The organism is Massilia suwonensis, assembly GCF_042655665.1.
In the GTDB taxonomy this organism is placed as follows: domain Bacteria; phylum Pseudomonadota; class Gammaproteobacteria; order Burkholderiales; family Burkholderiaceae_D; genus Telluria; species Telluria suwonensis.
Window position 1 is genome coordinate 372,595 of sequence record NZ_JBHSMR010000014.1, and the last position, 13,793, is coordinate 386,387.

Annotated in this window: 11 protein-coding genes; 5 read left to right on the forward strand and 6 right to left on the reverse strand. The window is 68.2% G+C overall.

Annotated elements, in window-relative coordinates; translation table 11 throughout:
- Positions 1 to 35 precede the first annotated feature (35 nt).
- Positions 36 to 1,157 (forward strand): type IV pilus twitching motility protein PilT, encoded by a 1,122-nt coding sequence (locus ACFPQ5_RS22065; RefSeq protein ID WP_379760843.1) that lies wholly within the window; start codon positions 36 to 38, stop codon positions 1,155 to 1,157.
- Positions 1,158 to 1,174: 17 nt separating this feature from the next.
- Here ACFPQ5_RS22065 and ACFPQ5_RS22070 read toward each other — a convergent pair whose 3' ends face one another.
- Positions 1,175 to 2,341, reverse strand: a complete 1,167-nt coding sequence (locus ACFPQ5_RS22070) for a hypothetical protein (RefSeq protein WP_379760845.1) — start codon at positions 2,339 to 2,341, stop codon at positions 1,175 to 1,177.
- Positions 2,342 to 2,630: 289 nt separating this feature from the next.
- On the opposite strand from ACFPQ5_RS22070, the gene ACFPQ5_RS22075 reads away from it, so the two are divergent.
- Entirely contained in the window at positions 2,631 to 4,253 is a 1,623-nt protein-coding gene (locus tag ACFPQ5_RS22075; RefSeq protein WP_379760847.1) for a response regulator, read from the forward strand.
- A 9-nt stretch (positions 4,254 to 4,262) separates the two neighbouring features.
- On the opposite strand, the gene ACFPQ5_RS22080 is transcribed toward ACFPQ5_RS22075, so the two are convergent.
- The gene (locus ACFPQ5_RS22080) at positions 4,263 to 4,895 is read right to left on the reverse strand and encodes a response regulator (protein ID WP_379760849.1); all 633 of its coding nucleotides are present in this window, start codon (positions 4,893 to 4,895) and stop codon (positions 4,263 to 4,265) included.
- Positions 4,896 to 5,214: 319 nt separating this feature from the next.
- Here ACFPQ5_RS22080 and ACFPQ5_RS22085 point away from each other — a divergent pair, with 319 nt between their 5' ends.
- From ACFPQ5_RS22085 to ACFPQ5_RS22095, 3 genes are all read left to right on the forward strand, one after another.
- A complete protein-coding gene (locus ACFPQ5_RS22085; protein WP_379760851.1) occupies positions 5,215 to 5,595 on the forward strand; it encodes a response regulator in 381 nt (126 codons plus the stop codon).
- A gap of 84 nt (positions 5,596 to 5,679) precedes the next feature.
- Positions 5,680 to 8,550, forward strand: coding sequence for a PAS domain S-box protein (locus tag ACFPQ5_RS22090; RefSeq protein ID WP_379760853.1), 2,871 nt, complete (start codon positions 5,680 to 5,682; stop codon positions 8,548 to 8,550).
- Positions 8,547 to 10,178, forward strand: coding sequence for an ATP-binding response regulator (locus ACFPQ5_RS22095; protein WP_379760855.1), 1,632 nt, complete (start codon positions 8,547 to 8,549; stop codon positions 10,176 to 10,178). Before ACFPQ5_RS22090 ends, ACFPQ5_RS22095 begins: the two co-directional genes overlap by 4 nt.
- Positions 10,179 to 10,197: 19 nt before the next feature.
- Here the strand turns inward: ACFPQ5_RS22095 and ACFPQ5_RS22100 are convergent, their stop codons facing one another.
- Genes ACFPQ5_RS22100 through ACFPQ5_RS22115 form a run of 4 tightly spaced genes read right to left on the reverse strand, consistent with a single transcriptional unit; the run spans position 10,198 to position 13,378 of the window.
- Positions 10,198 to 11,463: a c-type cytochrome gene (locus ACFPQ5_RS22100; RefSeq protein WP_379760857.1), complete on the reverse strand. Its 1,266-nt coding sequence runs from the start codon at positions 11,461 to 11,463 to the stop codon at positions 10,198 to 10,200.
- A complete protein-coding gene (locus tag ACFPQ5_RS22105; RefSeq protein WP_379760859.1) occupies positions 11,460 to 12,167 on the reverse strand; it encodes a c-type cytochrome in 708 nt (235 codons plus the stop codon). Before ACFPQ5_RS22105 ends, ACFPQ5_RS22100 begins: the two co-directional genes overlap by 4 nt.
- Before the next feature lie 54 nt (positions 12,168 to 12,221).
- Positions 12,222 to 12,845, reverse strand: a complete 624-nt coding sequence (locus ACFPQ5_RS22110) for a 3'-5' exonuclease (RefSeq protein WP_379760861.1) — start codon at positions 12,843 to 12,845, stop codon at positions 12,222 to 12,224.
- Positions 12,845 to 13,378, reverse strand: a complete 534-nt coding sequence (locus tag ACFPQ5_RS22115; RefSeq protein WP_379760863.1) for a ProQ/FINO family protein — start codon at positions 13,376 to 13,378, stop codon at positions 12,845 to 12,847. Before ACFPQ5_RS22115 ends, ACFPQ5_RS22110 begins: the two co-directional genes overlap by 1 nt.
- Positions 13,379 to 13,793 lie beyond the last annotated feature (415 nt).

The following is a 13,793-nucleotide window of genomic DNA, read 5'->3' on the forward strand; positions in this document are numbered from 1 at the left end:
GAACGACACGCCGAATTTTAAGAGAGCCACGCCAGATGGAATTCCACCAGTCCTCGCAAATCCCCACGCTGTCGTATGTCGAAAACGAAGACCACCCGGTCTTCGGCACCCTGGTCGAGCAGATCCTGCATCTGCTGAACTCGCGCCTGGTGTTTTCCGACATCATCATCCACCAGAACAGCCCGCTGATGCTGCGCCAGCCGAAAGGCCTGGTGGCGGTCACGGATTCGCCGATCACGCGCGAGGAGCTGGAGGAATTCTTCGAAGTCATCGAGCCGAACTGGGCCGAGCGCATCGCCGACCGCGCCTTCGACCGTTCGATCGACCTGCACACGGCGCGCATCCGCGCCAACTGCTTTACTTTCCAGGGCAAGAAGCGCCTCGGCTGCGTGATCCGCCGCTTCCCGAAGGAGCCGATGCCGCTGTCCGAACTCGGTCTGGACGCCGACGCCCAGGAATTCGCGCGCCTCACCAGCGGCCTGGTGCTGATCATCGGCGACACCTGCCAGGGCAAGTCGACCACGATCGCGTCGATGCTCGACGAAATCAACAAGCGCCGCTCGGGCCACATCATCACCATCGAAGACCCGGTCGAAACCCTGATTCCGCAACGTAAATCGATCATCACCCAGCGCGAGGTCGGCATCGACGGCGACGTCGAGAGCTACTACCTCGGGGCGCTGGACGCCCTGCGCGAGCGCCCGGACGTGATCATGATCGGCGAGATCCGCGACGCCCAGACCGCCCAGGAAGCCCTGGCCCTGGCCGAATCCGGCCCCCTCGTGCTGGCAACCCTGCATGCGCGCTCGACCGAGATGGGCCTGCAGAAGATGCTGCGCCTGCTCGGCAACTCCGAAGCCCAGGCCCAGGCCCTGGCGCACGCGCTGCGCGGCGTCCTGTGCCAGGCGCTGCTGCCTTCGAGCGAAGGCAACCGCTACCACCTCGCCACCGAATGCCTGACCCCGAGCCCGACGGTCGCGCGCCTGATCGAGGAGGGCGACCTCGGCGCCCTGCGCGAGCACATGAACAGCGGACGCGATCCCGGCTGCCATACGATGAACGCCTCGCTCGAGAAACTGCTGGCCGGGCACAAGATCGGCGTCGAGGACGCGCGCGCGGCGACGACGGACCGGGTGGGATTCGCGGATCTGGTGTGAAGCCGGGCGGCGCCCCGTCAGCGTCCGCGGCAAGCGAAGCCATACTGGGTCAGGCTGCAGCCCCGCTTGACGCATTGCGCCGCGTGGTAGCCGTGCTCCCGGCATGCCCGCAATAGGGCGCTCATTGCGCCTTCACCCGCCAGCGGCTTTTCCGGCTCGATAGCGGACACTCGTGCCAGCTGGCGGACGGGCTCGCGTTTGGGTTTGGACTTGCGCGGCGCCGGCTCGGCTGCCGCGTCGGACTGCTCGCCCGACGCCTGGCTCAAGGATTTTGGCAAGGGGAAAACGGATCGTTGTTCTGCGACCGCTTCAGGTTCCGGCGCCGCCTGGGACGCTGGCTCAGGTGCAAGCGCGGGGGCGGCCTGTTCCGGCGGCGATGACGGGCTTTGTTCGGTCTTGAGGGCAGCGGGCGGTTCGGGTGGCAGCATTACGAGGGGCGGTACTTCAGGGGGCGGCACTTCAGGCGCGCGGGCGCGCTCGGGCATGGCTGCGGCCGGGGCTGGCTGCGTTGCGGCGCTGGCCGTGCGGTCCGCGGCAGTGCTGTCCTGGCGCATTTCCTGTGACTGGCTGGCGAGGAACGCGAGCGAACCGACGTCCCTGTATTCCTGGTATGCCCACCAGCCGCCCCCGGCGAGCAGCGCGGCTACCAGCGCCGCGGCGGTCCACAGAGAGCGGCGCTGCCTGGACGGCGTGGGCCAGCTGTGGCTAGGCGTGAACGGCTCGGCTGCTTGCGCTTGCGGCGTCGGCAGCGTGAAGTCGAACACCGGGTCCTGCGGTATCGTCCTGCCGTGCGCCGGATCCGGGTCCGGGGCCGGGTCCCGCTGAGGGGCAAACACAGGCGCGCGTGGAATGGTCGGCTCGGGACGGATTGCGTCCATGGCGACGGCCGGCGCAGGGTCGTGCCGAGGCTCGGGCTGAAGGTCGGGCTGAACTTCGGGCGGGGCAGGGACAGGTTCCTGGTGCTGTGCCGGAGGCACGTACTGCGCCTCCAGCGCGGCGATTTCCTCGAAGACACTATCCAGGTCCACCGGCGCCGCCTGCTCATCGGGCTGGCCGGCAGAGAGCGACGTCTCTTTCGCAGGCTGCTGCAGCGGTTTGTTCGCGCCAGGCTGTCCAGCCTGCCGGGGAGGGGCCGGGGATAATGTTGCGTTTTGGCCTATGTCTTCAAGCAATTGCGTTTTCATGATGTGCTGCCCACTTCCAGGTTACTGAGTAGAGCTTAACGCTTTTTGAACATTGGGTCGGTCCGGTTTGTGAGGAGATGTAAGCGCCCGCGCCGGCGCTCGCGGCGACAACGGCGAGGTCTATAGCGGGGCGCGTTCCTGTCCGCCATGCGCCAGAGCACGTCCTGTCGCACGGGCGCCGACGCCGCCGTCGTGTTTATTGTGACGATCGCCGAAGATTCAAGACGGTAGAATCGCCGCTGCCTGGTTATGCAATACGCCTTAACTCAACCATTTGCAGGCTGTTGCGATGACCGATCCCACCTTCCAAGCCCCTTCCATTCTCCTGGTCGACGACGAGTCCTTCTCGCAGGACATCGTCTCCCATGGTCTGAAGTCCTGCGGGCCGCACACCTTCCATTTCACGCAGGAGCCAGCCACCGCGGTGGAACTGGCCAGGCAAGTCGCGGCGACCATCGTGCTGGTGGACATGCGCATGCCGGGGATGGATGGCTTCGAACTGACGCGCAGGCTGCGTGCCGACAAGGAGACCCAACACGTTGCCGTGATCATCCTGTCGGCGGAAGACAATCCCGACATGAAAGCCGGGGCCTTCGACGCCGGCGCCAGCGATTACCTCGTCAAATGGCCGGACCCGCGCGAACTGAACGCACGGGTGCTCTACCATAGCAATGCCTGCGTCGCCCGGCGCCAGCTCGACGCGGCCTTCGACTCGCTCTGCCGCAGCCAGGAGGAGCTGGCCGCCAGCCAGTCGGCCCTGCTGCAGTCGCAGAAAATGGAAGCCATCGGCCAGCTGACCGGCGGGGTGGCCCATGACTTCAACAACGTCCTGCAGATCATCGGCGGCAATCTGCAACTGCTGAAGCTGAGCGACGCGGTCAAGGAGGCCGGGAAGATTCGTGTCGATACGGCATTGACGGGCGTGCGGCGCGGCGCCGAGCTGGCCTCGCACCTGCTGGCCTTCGCGCGGCGCCAGCCGCTGCAGGCGACCGTCACCAATCCGGCGCACCTGCTGCGCGAGATGCACGGCATGACGCGCCGCATGTTCGGACCCAGCCCGGATGTCGTGACCGAGATTGCCCATGACCTGGGCAACATCCTGGTCGATCCGAACCAGCTCCATAATGTCCTGCTGAACCTGGCCATCAATGCGCGCGACGCCCTGTGCGGCCGCGGCACCTTGCGTATCCGCGCCGTCAATGTCGGTCCGGGCGAGGCCTTGCCGCTGAACATGTCGGAGGGGCGCTGGGTGGCGATCGAGGTGGCCGACGACGGCAAGGGCATGAGTCCAGAGATCATGGCGCGTGCGTTCGAGCCGTTTTTCACGACCAAGCCGCTCGGGCAGGGGACCGGTCTGGGCTTGTCGATGGTGTATGGCTTCGTCAAGCAGTCGAATGGGGAGATCGTCCTGTCCAGCGAGCCTGGCAAGGGCACCAGCGTGACCATCTACCTACCGCGCAACGATGCCGAGCCGGTGCCGCAGGAAATTCCCGTGGCGAGCCGGCTGGAGGGCGGTCCCGAAACCATCCTGGTGGTGGAAGACGAGGAGAACGTCCGGCTATCGACCTGCGCCAGCCTGTCGCTGCTCGGCTACCAGGTGCTGCAGGCGTCCAGCGCCGCGGCCGCGGCCGACATGATCAGGAGCGGTCAGCAGGTCGACCTGGTGTTCACGGACGTAATCATGCCGGGGCCGCTGACCAGCCTGCAGCTGGGCGAGGTGGTGCGCGCCTGCCTGCCGCAGGCGCAGGTCCTGTACACGTCGGGCTATGCCGAAGGCGTGCTCGCCCATGAAGGCAGGCTGCATGAAGGCGTCGACCTGCTGCGCAAGCCCTATGACGTCGGCACCCTGAGCGCGCGCATTCGCCACCTGCTCAAGCGCCGCGCAAGCGGAACGGAGCCGGCTGGCGCGTGAGAAAACCGCTCAGCTCACCAAGCCGTGCTGGAGCGCATAGCGTATCAGCTCGGCATTGCTCCTGAGCTGCAGCTTGGTGAAGATGCGGCCGCGGTAGGTATTCACCGAACTGACGCTGATGTCGAGCCTGGCCGCCACCTGCTTGACCGGGTGGCCCAGCGCCAGCAGGCGCAGCACCTGCTGTTCGCGCTCGGTCAGCCGCTCATGGGCATGGCGGGGCTGGGGCGAGATCACTTCGTCGGCCAGCATCTGCGCCAGGCCGTCGCTCAGGTAGCGCCCGCCCGCATGCACTTTATGGATCGCCTTCAGCATCACGTCGACGGTGAGCGACTTCGGGATGTAGCCGGCCGCGCCGAGCTTCAGGATGCTGATGCCGAAACGCGCTTCGCTGTGCGAGCTCAGCACCAGCACACGGATGCCGGGAACGCGCTCCATGACCGTGCGCAGCGCATCGAGCTCGTGGACGGGACTCAGGGTGAGGTCGAGCAGCAGCAGGTCCGCGTTGGCGGTTTCCAGCACGGCCAGCGTCGATGCCAGGTCCGCGGCCTCGCCCACCAGAACGATATCCGGGTCGACGGACAGGACCTTCTTGACGCCTTCGCGCACCAGCTGATGGTCGTCGGCGATGACAACGCGGATCATGGAGTGGAGACGCCTGGGAAAAGTGTCGGGTCAGATAATGGTAGCAAGAATGGGATCATCATGAAATCAGTACGGCCGTGCCGGCTGCCGGGCGAGCGCGATGATAGGGGCTTCTGCTGCGGCGCGCGATGGTGAAAGTTGCGACGCCACGACGCAATCGGCATGACACTGCGTAGGACTTCACCGCATCAGCGGAACACGGGCCGTCCGCACGACAGGCTGTCGCAATCCCTGCGACTTCGCCCGGCGCCCGAATCCCGGTAAGCTGCGCGGTTCTGTTTCTCCACACTGCGTTCGAGCGGCACACTACCTGGATTATATGACTCCGCATGAACCGAAGCTCCGTGTCCTGATCGCCGACGACAACGCCGACGCCGCCGATACCATGGCCGCCTTGCTTTCGATCTACGACTACCATGTGGCGGTCGGCTATTCGGGCAGCGACGCGCTCGCCCTCGGCGATGCCTTCCATCCCCGCGCCGTGATCCTCGACATTTCGATGCCCGGCATGGACGGCTGCGAAGCGACGCGGCGCATACGCCAGCGCACATGGGGACGCAGCGCCTGCATCATCGCGCTCACGGCCTGGGGCGACGACGACACGCGAATGCGCGCCGAGCTGGCGGGCATGGATTTCTACTTCACCAAACCGATCAAGGCCGACGCGCTGCTCGAGGTACTGGCCCGCGTGCTCGCGTAAATACGGTGTGGGTGGATGCGCCTCCATCATGTTATCTTGTCATCTCTTATTGATAATCGTGCAAAGGCTCCGGGAAAGGCAAGCATGGCGAACGACGCAGCCGGCATCGAGAAAGCCGCTCGACTGGCGTTGATGGCGTCCGGGGACGAGTGGGCCATGATCAGCGTGTATCCGCCCGGCGGGGCGGCGCCGCAACGCTTTTGCACGTCCGAATCGCCCGCCGTGCGCGCGGCGCTCGAAGCGCTCGAAGCGGAGCTGAGCGGCGACGAGATCGTCCTGCCCGGGCCGGGCTCGTCATCCTTGCCCGCCGCCTGCCGCGCGCTGGCGCAGCGCGCCGGCCTGCGCGGCTATCGGGCGCTGCGCCGCACGTTCCGGCACGGGGCGGGACCCGGCCATTGCGTACTGGCCGTCGCCGGCGCGGCGGAGCGGGAGGCAGGCCGCGGCCTGGAGCTGGTGGCCGACCTGTTCGCGGACGGCGCCGCCGCCGCGCCGCCGGAAGCGCGCCCGGCGGCCGGCATAGACCCCGCGCCGGGGAACGCCGCCGGGCAGGCGCAGGAGATCTTCCGCCTGCTGTTCGAGTCCGCGCCGGGACTGTACCTGGTGCTGGCGCCCGACAGCTTCCGCATCGTCGCCGCCAGCAACGCCTATCTCGAGGCCACCATGGTCACGCGCGAACAGGTCGTCGGACGCGCCCTGTTCGACGTCTTTCCCGACGATCCCGAGGACAAGGAGGACAGCGGCGTCGCGGCCCTGCGCGCGTCGCTGCTGCGGGTCAGGGAGAACCGCGCCTACGACGTGATGGCGGTGCAGCGCTATCCGATCCGCCGGCCGCCCGAGGCCAGCGGCGGCTTCGAACTGCGCTACTGGAGTCCGGTCAACTCGCCCGTCCTCGATCCGGAGGGGCGCGTCATGTACATCATCCATCGCGTGGAGGACGTGACGGATTACGTGCTGGCGCACAGGCCGGCCGGCACCGATGCCTCCCAGCGCAAGGCCACCCGGCTCGAAGCGGAGATCGTGCTGCGTTCGCGCGAACTCAAGCGCATGGCCGATACGCTGGCGCAGAGCGAGCAGCGGCTGCGCTACGTCACGCGCGCCACCAACGACGTGGTATGGGACTGGAGCATGGCGGACGATCGCCTGTGGTGCAGCCGCAGTGCGCTGGAGCCGCTCGGCAGCGTGCTGGCGCGCTGGACGCGCCTGGCGGACTGGGAAGCCTGCATCCATCCCGACGACCGCGAACGGGTCGGCGCCAGCCTGCGCGCGGGCGTGGCGGCGGGGCGCGAAAACTGGTCGGCCGAATACCGGCTGCGCCTGCCGGACGGCACCGAACGCGCGGTGCTGCACCGCTGTTTCATGGTCATCGACGACCAGGGCGGACCGCAGCGCATGGTCGGCAGCATCGCCGACCTCACCGAGCAGAAACAGCAGGAAGCGCGCCTGCGCATGCAGGCCGAGATGCTCGACTACGCGACAGACGCCATCATCGTGCGTGACCTCGACAACCGGATGCTGTACTGGAACCAGGCCGCCGCCGCGCGCTATGGCTGGCGCAGCGAAGAGGTCATCGGCCGCCTGGTCGGCGAGACCCTGTATGCGCAATGCGCGTCCTCGGATTTCCAGCATGCGATGCAGGTGCTGATGCGGCATGGCGATTATTCGGGCCGCATGGTGCACTCGGCGGCGGACGGCCGCACCTTCATCGTCCACGTGCACTGGATCCTGGTGCGGCGCGAAGACGGCGCGCCGCGCGCCATCCTGTCCGTGGTGACCGACCTGAGCGAGCAGATCGCGCTGGAGCAGCGCCTGCTGCAGATCCAGAAGCTCGAATCTCTGGGCCGGCTGACCGGCGGCCTGGCGCACGACTTCAACAACTGGCTGACCGTCATCCTCGGCAACGCCGAAGAGCTGGTCGACGCGCTTGCGGCCCAACCCGAGTTGCGCGAGATCGCCCACATGATCCAGATGGCCGGCGAGCGCGGGGCGGACCTGACACGCCGCTTGCTGGCATTCGGACGCCGGCAGGCGCTGAGACCCCGCATCCTGCACGTCGGGGAAGCGATCGAATCGATCCGTCCCCTGATCGCGCGCAGTCTGCCCGAGAACATCGATCTCGCGCTGCTCGGCATGGAGCAGCGCTGGTGCGTGTATGCCGACCGCGCCCAGCTCGAGGCAGCCATCCTGAACCTGTGCCTGAATGCGCGCGACGCCATGCCCGAGGGCGGCAAACTGGGCATCGAACTCCTGCTGGCCGAGATCGGGGACCGGCGGGCCGAACTCGACAAGTCGCTGCCTCCCGGCGAGTACGTCGTGATCGCGATCGCGGACAACGGCACCGGCATTCCCCAGGACGTGATCGAGCACGTGTTCGAACCCTTCTTCACGACCAAGGACGAGGGGGCCGGCAACGGCCTGGGCCTGAGCATGGTGTATGGCTTCGCCAAGCAGTCCAGCGGCGACGTGACGATCTACTCCGAGCCCGGCCGGGGCACCCAGGTCAAACTCTACCTGCCGCGCGCACACACCGAGCCGGAAACGCAAGCCGCGCCCTTGGCCGGCGCCGGCGCGCGGCCGCGCGCCGGATGCGCGATCCTGCTGGTGGAGGACGACCCGATCGTGCGCGCCCACCTTTCCACCCAGTTGCGCGACCTGGGATGCGCGGTCACCGAAGCAGCCCGGGCCGAGGAAGCGCTGGCGCGGCTGGAGCAGGGCGAAGCCTTCGACCTGCTGTTCACCGACGTCGTCATGCCGGGTATGTCGGGCATCGACCTGTCGCAGCGGGCACGCTCCCTGCGGCCCGGACTGCCCATCCTGCTCAGTTCCGGCTACACCTTCGAAGCCATGCGGCACCAGGATGAACTGGGACCGTTGGTGCGCTTCCTGAACAAGCCCTACGGCAAGACAGTCCTGGCGCAGGCGCTGTCGGAAGCGCTCGGCGGCGGGAATCCGCCATGAACGCGCCCGCCGCCGGCAACGCCGAACGCGACGCGCTGCGCCGCAGGATGCTGGCATGCGCGGCCGTGGCCGAGCGGCTCGCCGCGCCCGGCGACCTTTCCACGCTGGGCAGCCGGATGCTGGCCAGCCTGAGCGAGGACGTCGACGCCCTGGCCGTCTATCTCTCCAGGACAGACCAGGACCTGCGCCTGGTGCTGCAGGCCGGGTGCCCGCAGCCGCCGCCCGCGCATGCACCCGACGCCAGGGCTCTGTGCGGAGTGGCCCCTTGCGTGGCCGCGCAGGAGGGCGGCGCATGCATCGTCGCGCTGGGGCCGGCGCGCCCGGCCTGGATCGGCGCGCGCAGCGCCGCGCTGGCGGCGGTCCCCTTCGACGGCGCCGGGCAGGAGCGGCGCGGCCTGGCCCTGTTCATGCTGCGCCAGGCCGAGCACGCGCCCTCGCTGGCAGCGCTGCTGGAACTGGCCGCGCACAAGCTGTCCCAGGCGCTGGAGCGCGACCCGGCGCCGCTACAGGAACGCAGCGGCGCGGATGGCGCCAAGACCCGGGTCCTGCTGATCGACGACGAGGCGCTGCTGGTCGCCCACGTGCGGCGCATCCTGGAGCGTGCCGGCTTCGCCTTCCATGCTTCGCAGAGCGCGCGCGCCGGCTTCGCGCTGGCCATGGCGATCCATCCCGACGTGATCCTGATCGACAAGGTCATGCCCGACCTGGACGGCATCAAGCTGCTGCGCATGATGCGCGGGCACGAAGCGCTGCGCACGGTCCCGGTGATCATGCTGTCCGGGCAGGCCGACGAGACGGCGCGCATCGCGGCGCTGGGCGAGGGTGCCGACGACTTCGTGGTCAAGCCCTTCAGTGCGAAAGACCTGGTGGCGCGCATCGAGGCCAACGTGCGCCTGGTGCGGGTGCGGCGCGACGCCGTCTGGCGCGAGGGCGAGCTGCTGCGCCTGCGGCAGTCGCAACGCGAGCTGCGCACCCTGCTCGACACCGTCCAGAGGGTGCGCGACGACGAACGGCGCATGCTGGCTCGCGAGGTGCACGACCAGCTCGGCCAGATCCTGACGGCGGCCAAGATCGACATCCGCCTGCTGCAGGACCGGGTCGCGCACCCGGAGCGGCCGCCCTCCGCGGACGCGATCCTGGCGGAGCTGAGCGCGGCATTGAAGAGCGTCGACCTGGCCATCGCCGCGGTGCAGGACATCGCGGCGCTGCTGCGCCCGCCCGAGCTCGAGGCGGGCCTGGTGGCCGCGCTGCGCTGGCAGGCCGCCGACCTGCAGCGCCGCACCGGCATCGCCTGCCATGTGCTGCACGATCCGGACGACTATGTCGAGCAGCCCCCGTTCGTGTCGGGAGAGCTGCTGCGCATCTGCCAGGAAGCCCTGACCAACGTGCTGCGCCACGCGGGCGCCTCCCGGGTGGTGATCCAGGTCGCCATGCGGCGCGCCTCCTTGCTGGTCAGGGTCTGCGACGACGGCGGCGGCATCCCGCGCGGGCGCCTGCATGATGCGGCGTCCCTGGGCCTGAAAGGCATGCGCGAGCGCGCCGCCAGCATCCGCGCCAGCATCAGCGTCTACGGACGGCCCGGGAGGGGAAGCATGGTCAGCATCCGGCGCAGGCTGGCGTACCGCTGATGCCGCCGGCCGAGCGTCCTCAATCCAGCGGCACGCTCCGATACCGGTTCACCTCCGCGCTCGACACCGGCGCCGCCGCATTGCCCCAGCTGGCGCGCAGGAAGCTGACCAGGGCCGCCACCTCGGCATCGGCCAGCACGTGACCGAAGGGCGGCATGCCGTATGGCCGCGGATTGCCTTGCGTGCCGGGCGCGAAGCCGCCGTTGAGGACGACGCGGATCGCGTTCACCGGTTCGTTCAAGGCCAGCGCGCGATTGCCGGCGAGGGGCGGATACGGCCCCTTGCCTTCGCCGCGTTCGCCGTGGCAGGTGGCGCAGTGCCGGCCGTAGAGCTGTTCGCCGGCGCGCATCGTCTGTTCGGATGGGCGCGGGGCGGCGGGGCGCTCGCCGTTTGATCCAGCCGGCAAGGACTTCAGGTAGGCCGCCAACGCACCCAGGTCCTCCTTCGTCATGTGCTGCAGGCTCTGCACCACGACTTCCGCCATCGGCCCGGTCACGCTGGCGCCGGGCGCCACGCCGGTGCCCAGCAGCTGCACGATATGGGCTTCGCTCCAGTTGCCGAGACCCGCTTCCGCATCGGAGGTCAGCGAGGGTGCGTACCAGCCGAGCGTCGGAATCAGGCCGCCGCCCAGCGTGCCCTCGCTCGCGCCGAGGCTGTTGCGCGTGCTGTGGCAGGCGGCGCAGTGGCCGAGGCCTTCGACCAGGTAGGCGCCGCGGTTCCAGCGCGCGTCCCTGGCCGCATCCGGCTGCTGCACGCCCGGCTTGAAATAGAGCAGGCGCCAACCGGCCAGCGTGATCTGCTGGTTGTAGGGGAAGCGCAGCTCGTGTGGCTGATTCGGCTGGCGCACCGGCGGCAGCGTACGCAGGAAGGCAAACAGCGCGTCCGCATCCGGGCGCGTCACCTTGGTGTAGTTCACGTAGGGAAAGGCGGGGTAGAGCAGGCGGCCGTCCTTCGATTTGCCGTTGTGGAGGGCGCGCCAGAAATCGTCCGGCGTCCAGCTGCCGATGCCGGTCGTGGGCTCGGGCGTGATGTTGGGCGCGACCAGGCGGCCGAAGGGCGTGTCGAGCGCCCGGCCGCCGGCATAGGGCACGCCGCCGCGCGCCGTGTGGCAGGCCATGCAGTCGCCGGCGCGGGCGAGGTAGGCGCCGCGCGCGATGTTGGTTTGTGTGGGCGCGTAGTCGGCGGGCGAGGCGGAGGCGATGAATTCCTCGCGCGGCCAGGCCAGTGCGATCAGTGCCGCGGCCGCGAGCAGCAGGACCAGCAGGCCAAGGCGCAGGCGCTTCATGGCACGCTCCCGCAGGCGATCGGCAGGGGTGCCGTCAAGCGCTCGGCCGGCCGCGCGCCGGGCGGCGTCGGCTGCGCGGCCAGCCAGGCCGAGATGGCGGCGACGTCGCCCGGCCCGAGGCGCTCGGCGATGGTCGCCATGCAGTCGGGTGCGTGGGCGCGGCGCACCTTGTTGCGCCAGGCGCCGAACTGGGCATTCACATAGTCGCGCGGCAGGTTCAGGAGGCCCGGAATCGCCGGGGCCACGCCGGCCAGCTGCTGGCCGTGGCAGGCGATGCAGGCCGGGACTTTCAGGGCCGGGTCGCCGCGTTTCACCAGCTGCTCGCCGCGCGCGAGCACGGGTGCCGCCACCGTGGGGGCGCCTGGGGCCGGCACCGGCGGATGCTGGCTCGAAAAATAGTCGGCGATCTCGTGCAGGTAGGGATCGGGCAGGGGGGTGACCATCCAGGTCATCAGCGGATACTGGCGCCGCCCGTCGCGGAAGTTCACGAGCTGGTTATACAGATAACCGGCGGGTTTGCCGGCGATGCGCGGGAAGTACACGCCGCCGACGCTGGTGCCGGCGCCATCCTTCGGCGCATGGCAGGCGATGCAGGCGGCGACGCGCTGCTCGATGGTGTCGGGGACGGCTTGCCGGGCGCCGGCCGCGAAGGGCAGGGCGCACAGGAGGAATACTGAAAAACGTCGCAGGGCAAAGAGCGGCATACGGCATCCAGGTCATCAATAACAAGATGATAACCCATCAGTGCCAAGCGGGTTCTATTTTGCCCCGTTGGCCCGCCAGTCGCGGTAGATCTTGAGTGCCACGTGCGCATCGTCCGCCGCGTAGCGGATCTGCTGTTCCGACAGGCGCGGCAAAGCCCAGTTGGTGGTGGTGATGCGCTTGGACTTGGCCAGGCGCTGGCCGAAGAAGCGCGCGACAGCCGTCTTCGCGCCGAGGGTATTGCGTTCGCCGCGGCGGCGCAGCGTGGTGGCGAGATCGACCACGTTCCGCGCTTCGATGCCGAGCTTGGCGCGTACGCGGCGCAGGTCGTCGCCCAGGCCGAAGCCGACTTTCAGGATGGCGGGCGATTCAAGTACGGCCTTCAGCAAGTCCACGCTGGCTGGGTCCGGCTTCGCACCTACCTGGAACAGGTAGGCGGTGCTGTCGGTGGCCAGCTGCACCAGGTGCGGGCCGGTCGATTCCTCGCCCTTGGCGAAGGTCGGCTTCGATTCGGTATCGAAGCCGATCACGTCGGCAGTCGACAAGGCCGCGTAAGCCTGCGCCGCCTGCTCAGTGGTCTTGACCAGCACGATGTCGGCCAGCCCGATGCCTTCATAGGGGGGCAGGTCTTCTTCGTCCGGAGAGCTTGATGCGACCGGGCCGCGCGGGTCCAGCTGCATCAGCCGCGCGAGAATTTCGAGGCCAGCTGCTGCAGCTTTTCCTGGCGCAGGCGCGCGGCTTCCGCTTCGGCAGCCGCGGCTTTTTCAAGCTTCTTGCGCTCGGCTTCCTTCTTGAAGCGCTGCTGCAGCTGCTCCTTGGCGTGCAGGCGATGGGTGTCGGTCACTTCCGCGCCGGCCACGCCGTCGAGGTCGTAGCGCACGGTGGCCTTTTCCATCGAGCGCAGATAGCGCATGGAACCGGTATGGATGCCGAGCGCGGCGCGCATGGTCTTGCGGTCCAGGCCAGGGATGCGCGCGAGCAGCTGCTTGTCGATGCCGATCGCCAGCGGCAGGCAATCGCGGAAGGCAGGGAACTGCTGCTGCAGCTGCTTCAGCAGGGCGCGGGCGGATGGAGCAGGGGTGCCGGCCGGTGCGCCGGCTTGCGCGCCGGCGTCGGCAGCGGTCTGGGCGGTCGTCGCCTCCGTGTTCGGGGTCTCGGCTGGGGAAGGAGTGGTGGCGTCGACGGACTCGGCGGCGGAACTAATGGTATTCATTGACTTCATGGTAATAACAGGAATCCGAAGGATAGCATGCTGGCCCGCACTAGTGCGGATGATCGTGAGTTGGCCGGCATACAGGGATGAGGGGCCGCGCGCAGGCGAGCGCCCCGATTCGCGAAATCGTGTATGATCCGCCTCTTGCCCTGCGCGCGGCTTGCGTCGGCGCAGACGGATCGAAGAGCCGTTCGTGGACTGAAAAACAACAATATGTGCTTTGCTTATATCGCTTATCCGATATATCAATTATCACCAATTCTTGCCTTAGGGCATAATGTTGCCTGTCCCGTCTCTGCACTCCGATAGAGCCAGATGCAAGCCCGCCCCAGCCGACGGGCTTTTTTTCGTTTTGACATGCACACCGCGATCCAGACCACTGCTTCCTTCATCCCTGCCAACGTCGCGTCCGGCC

What these genes read in the sequence shown, in the direction of transcription:
- ACFPQ5_RS22110 (WP_379760861.1), bottom strand. Translation starts at nt 12,845, where the DNA reads ATGCAGCTGGACCCGCGCGGCCCGGTCGCATCAAGCTCTCCGGACGAA.
- ACFPQ5_RS22105 (WP_379760859.1), bottom strand. Translation starts at nt 12,167, where the DNA reads ATGCCGCTCTTTGCCCTGCGACGTTTTTCAGTATTCCTCCTGTGCGCC.
- ACFPQ5_RS22090 (WP_379760853.1), top strand. Translation starts at nt 5,680, where the DNA reads ATGGCGAACGACGCAGCCGGCATCGAGAAAGCCGCTCGACTGGCGTTG.
- ACFPQ5_RS22100 (WP_379760857.1), bottom strand. Translation starts at nt 11,463, where the DNA reads ATGAAGCGCCTGCGCCTTGGCCTGCTGGTCCTGCTGCTCGCGGCCGCG.
- ACFPQ5_RS22085 (WP_379760851.1), top strand. Translation starts at nt 5,215, where the DNA reads ATGACTCCGCATGAACCGAAGCTCCGTGTCCTGATCGCCGACGACAAC.
- ACFPQ5_RS22080 (WP_379760849.1), bottom strand. Translation starts at nt 4,895, where the DNA reads ATGATCCGCGTTGTCATCGCCGACGACCATCAGCTGGTGCGCGAAGGC.
- ACFPQ5_RS22095 (WP_379760855.1), top strand. Translation starts at nt 8,547, where the DNA reads ATGAACGCGCCCGCCGCCGGCAACGCCGAACGCGACGCGCTGCGCCGC.
- ACFPQ5_RS22075 (WP_379760847.1), top strand. Translation starts at nt 2,631, where the DNA reads ATGACCGATCCCACCTTCCAAGCCCCTTCCATTCTCCTGGTCGACGAC.
- ACFPQ5_RS22115 (WP_379760863.1), bottom strand. Translation starts at nt 13,378, where the DNA reads ATGAATACCATTAGTTCCGCCGCCGAGTCCGTCGACGCCACCACTCCT.
- ACFPQ5_RS22070 (WP_379760845.1), bottom strand. Translation starts at nt 2,341, where the DNA reads ATGAAAACGCAATTGCTTGAAGACATAGGCCAAAACGCAACATTATCC.
- ACFPQ5_RS22065 (WP_379760843.1), top strand. Translation starts at nt 36, where the DNA reads ATGGAATTCCACCAGTCCTCGCAAATCCCCACGCTGTCGTATGTCGAA.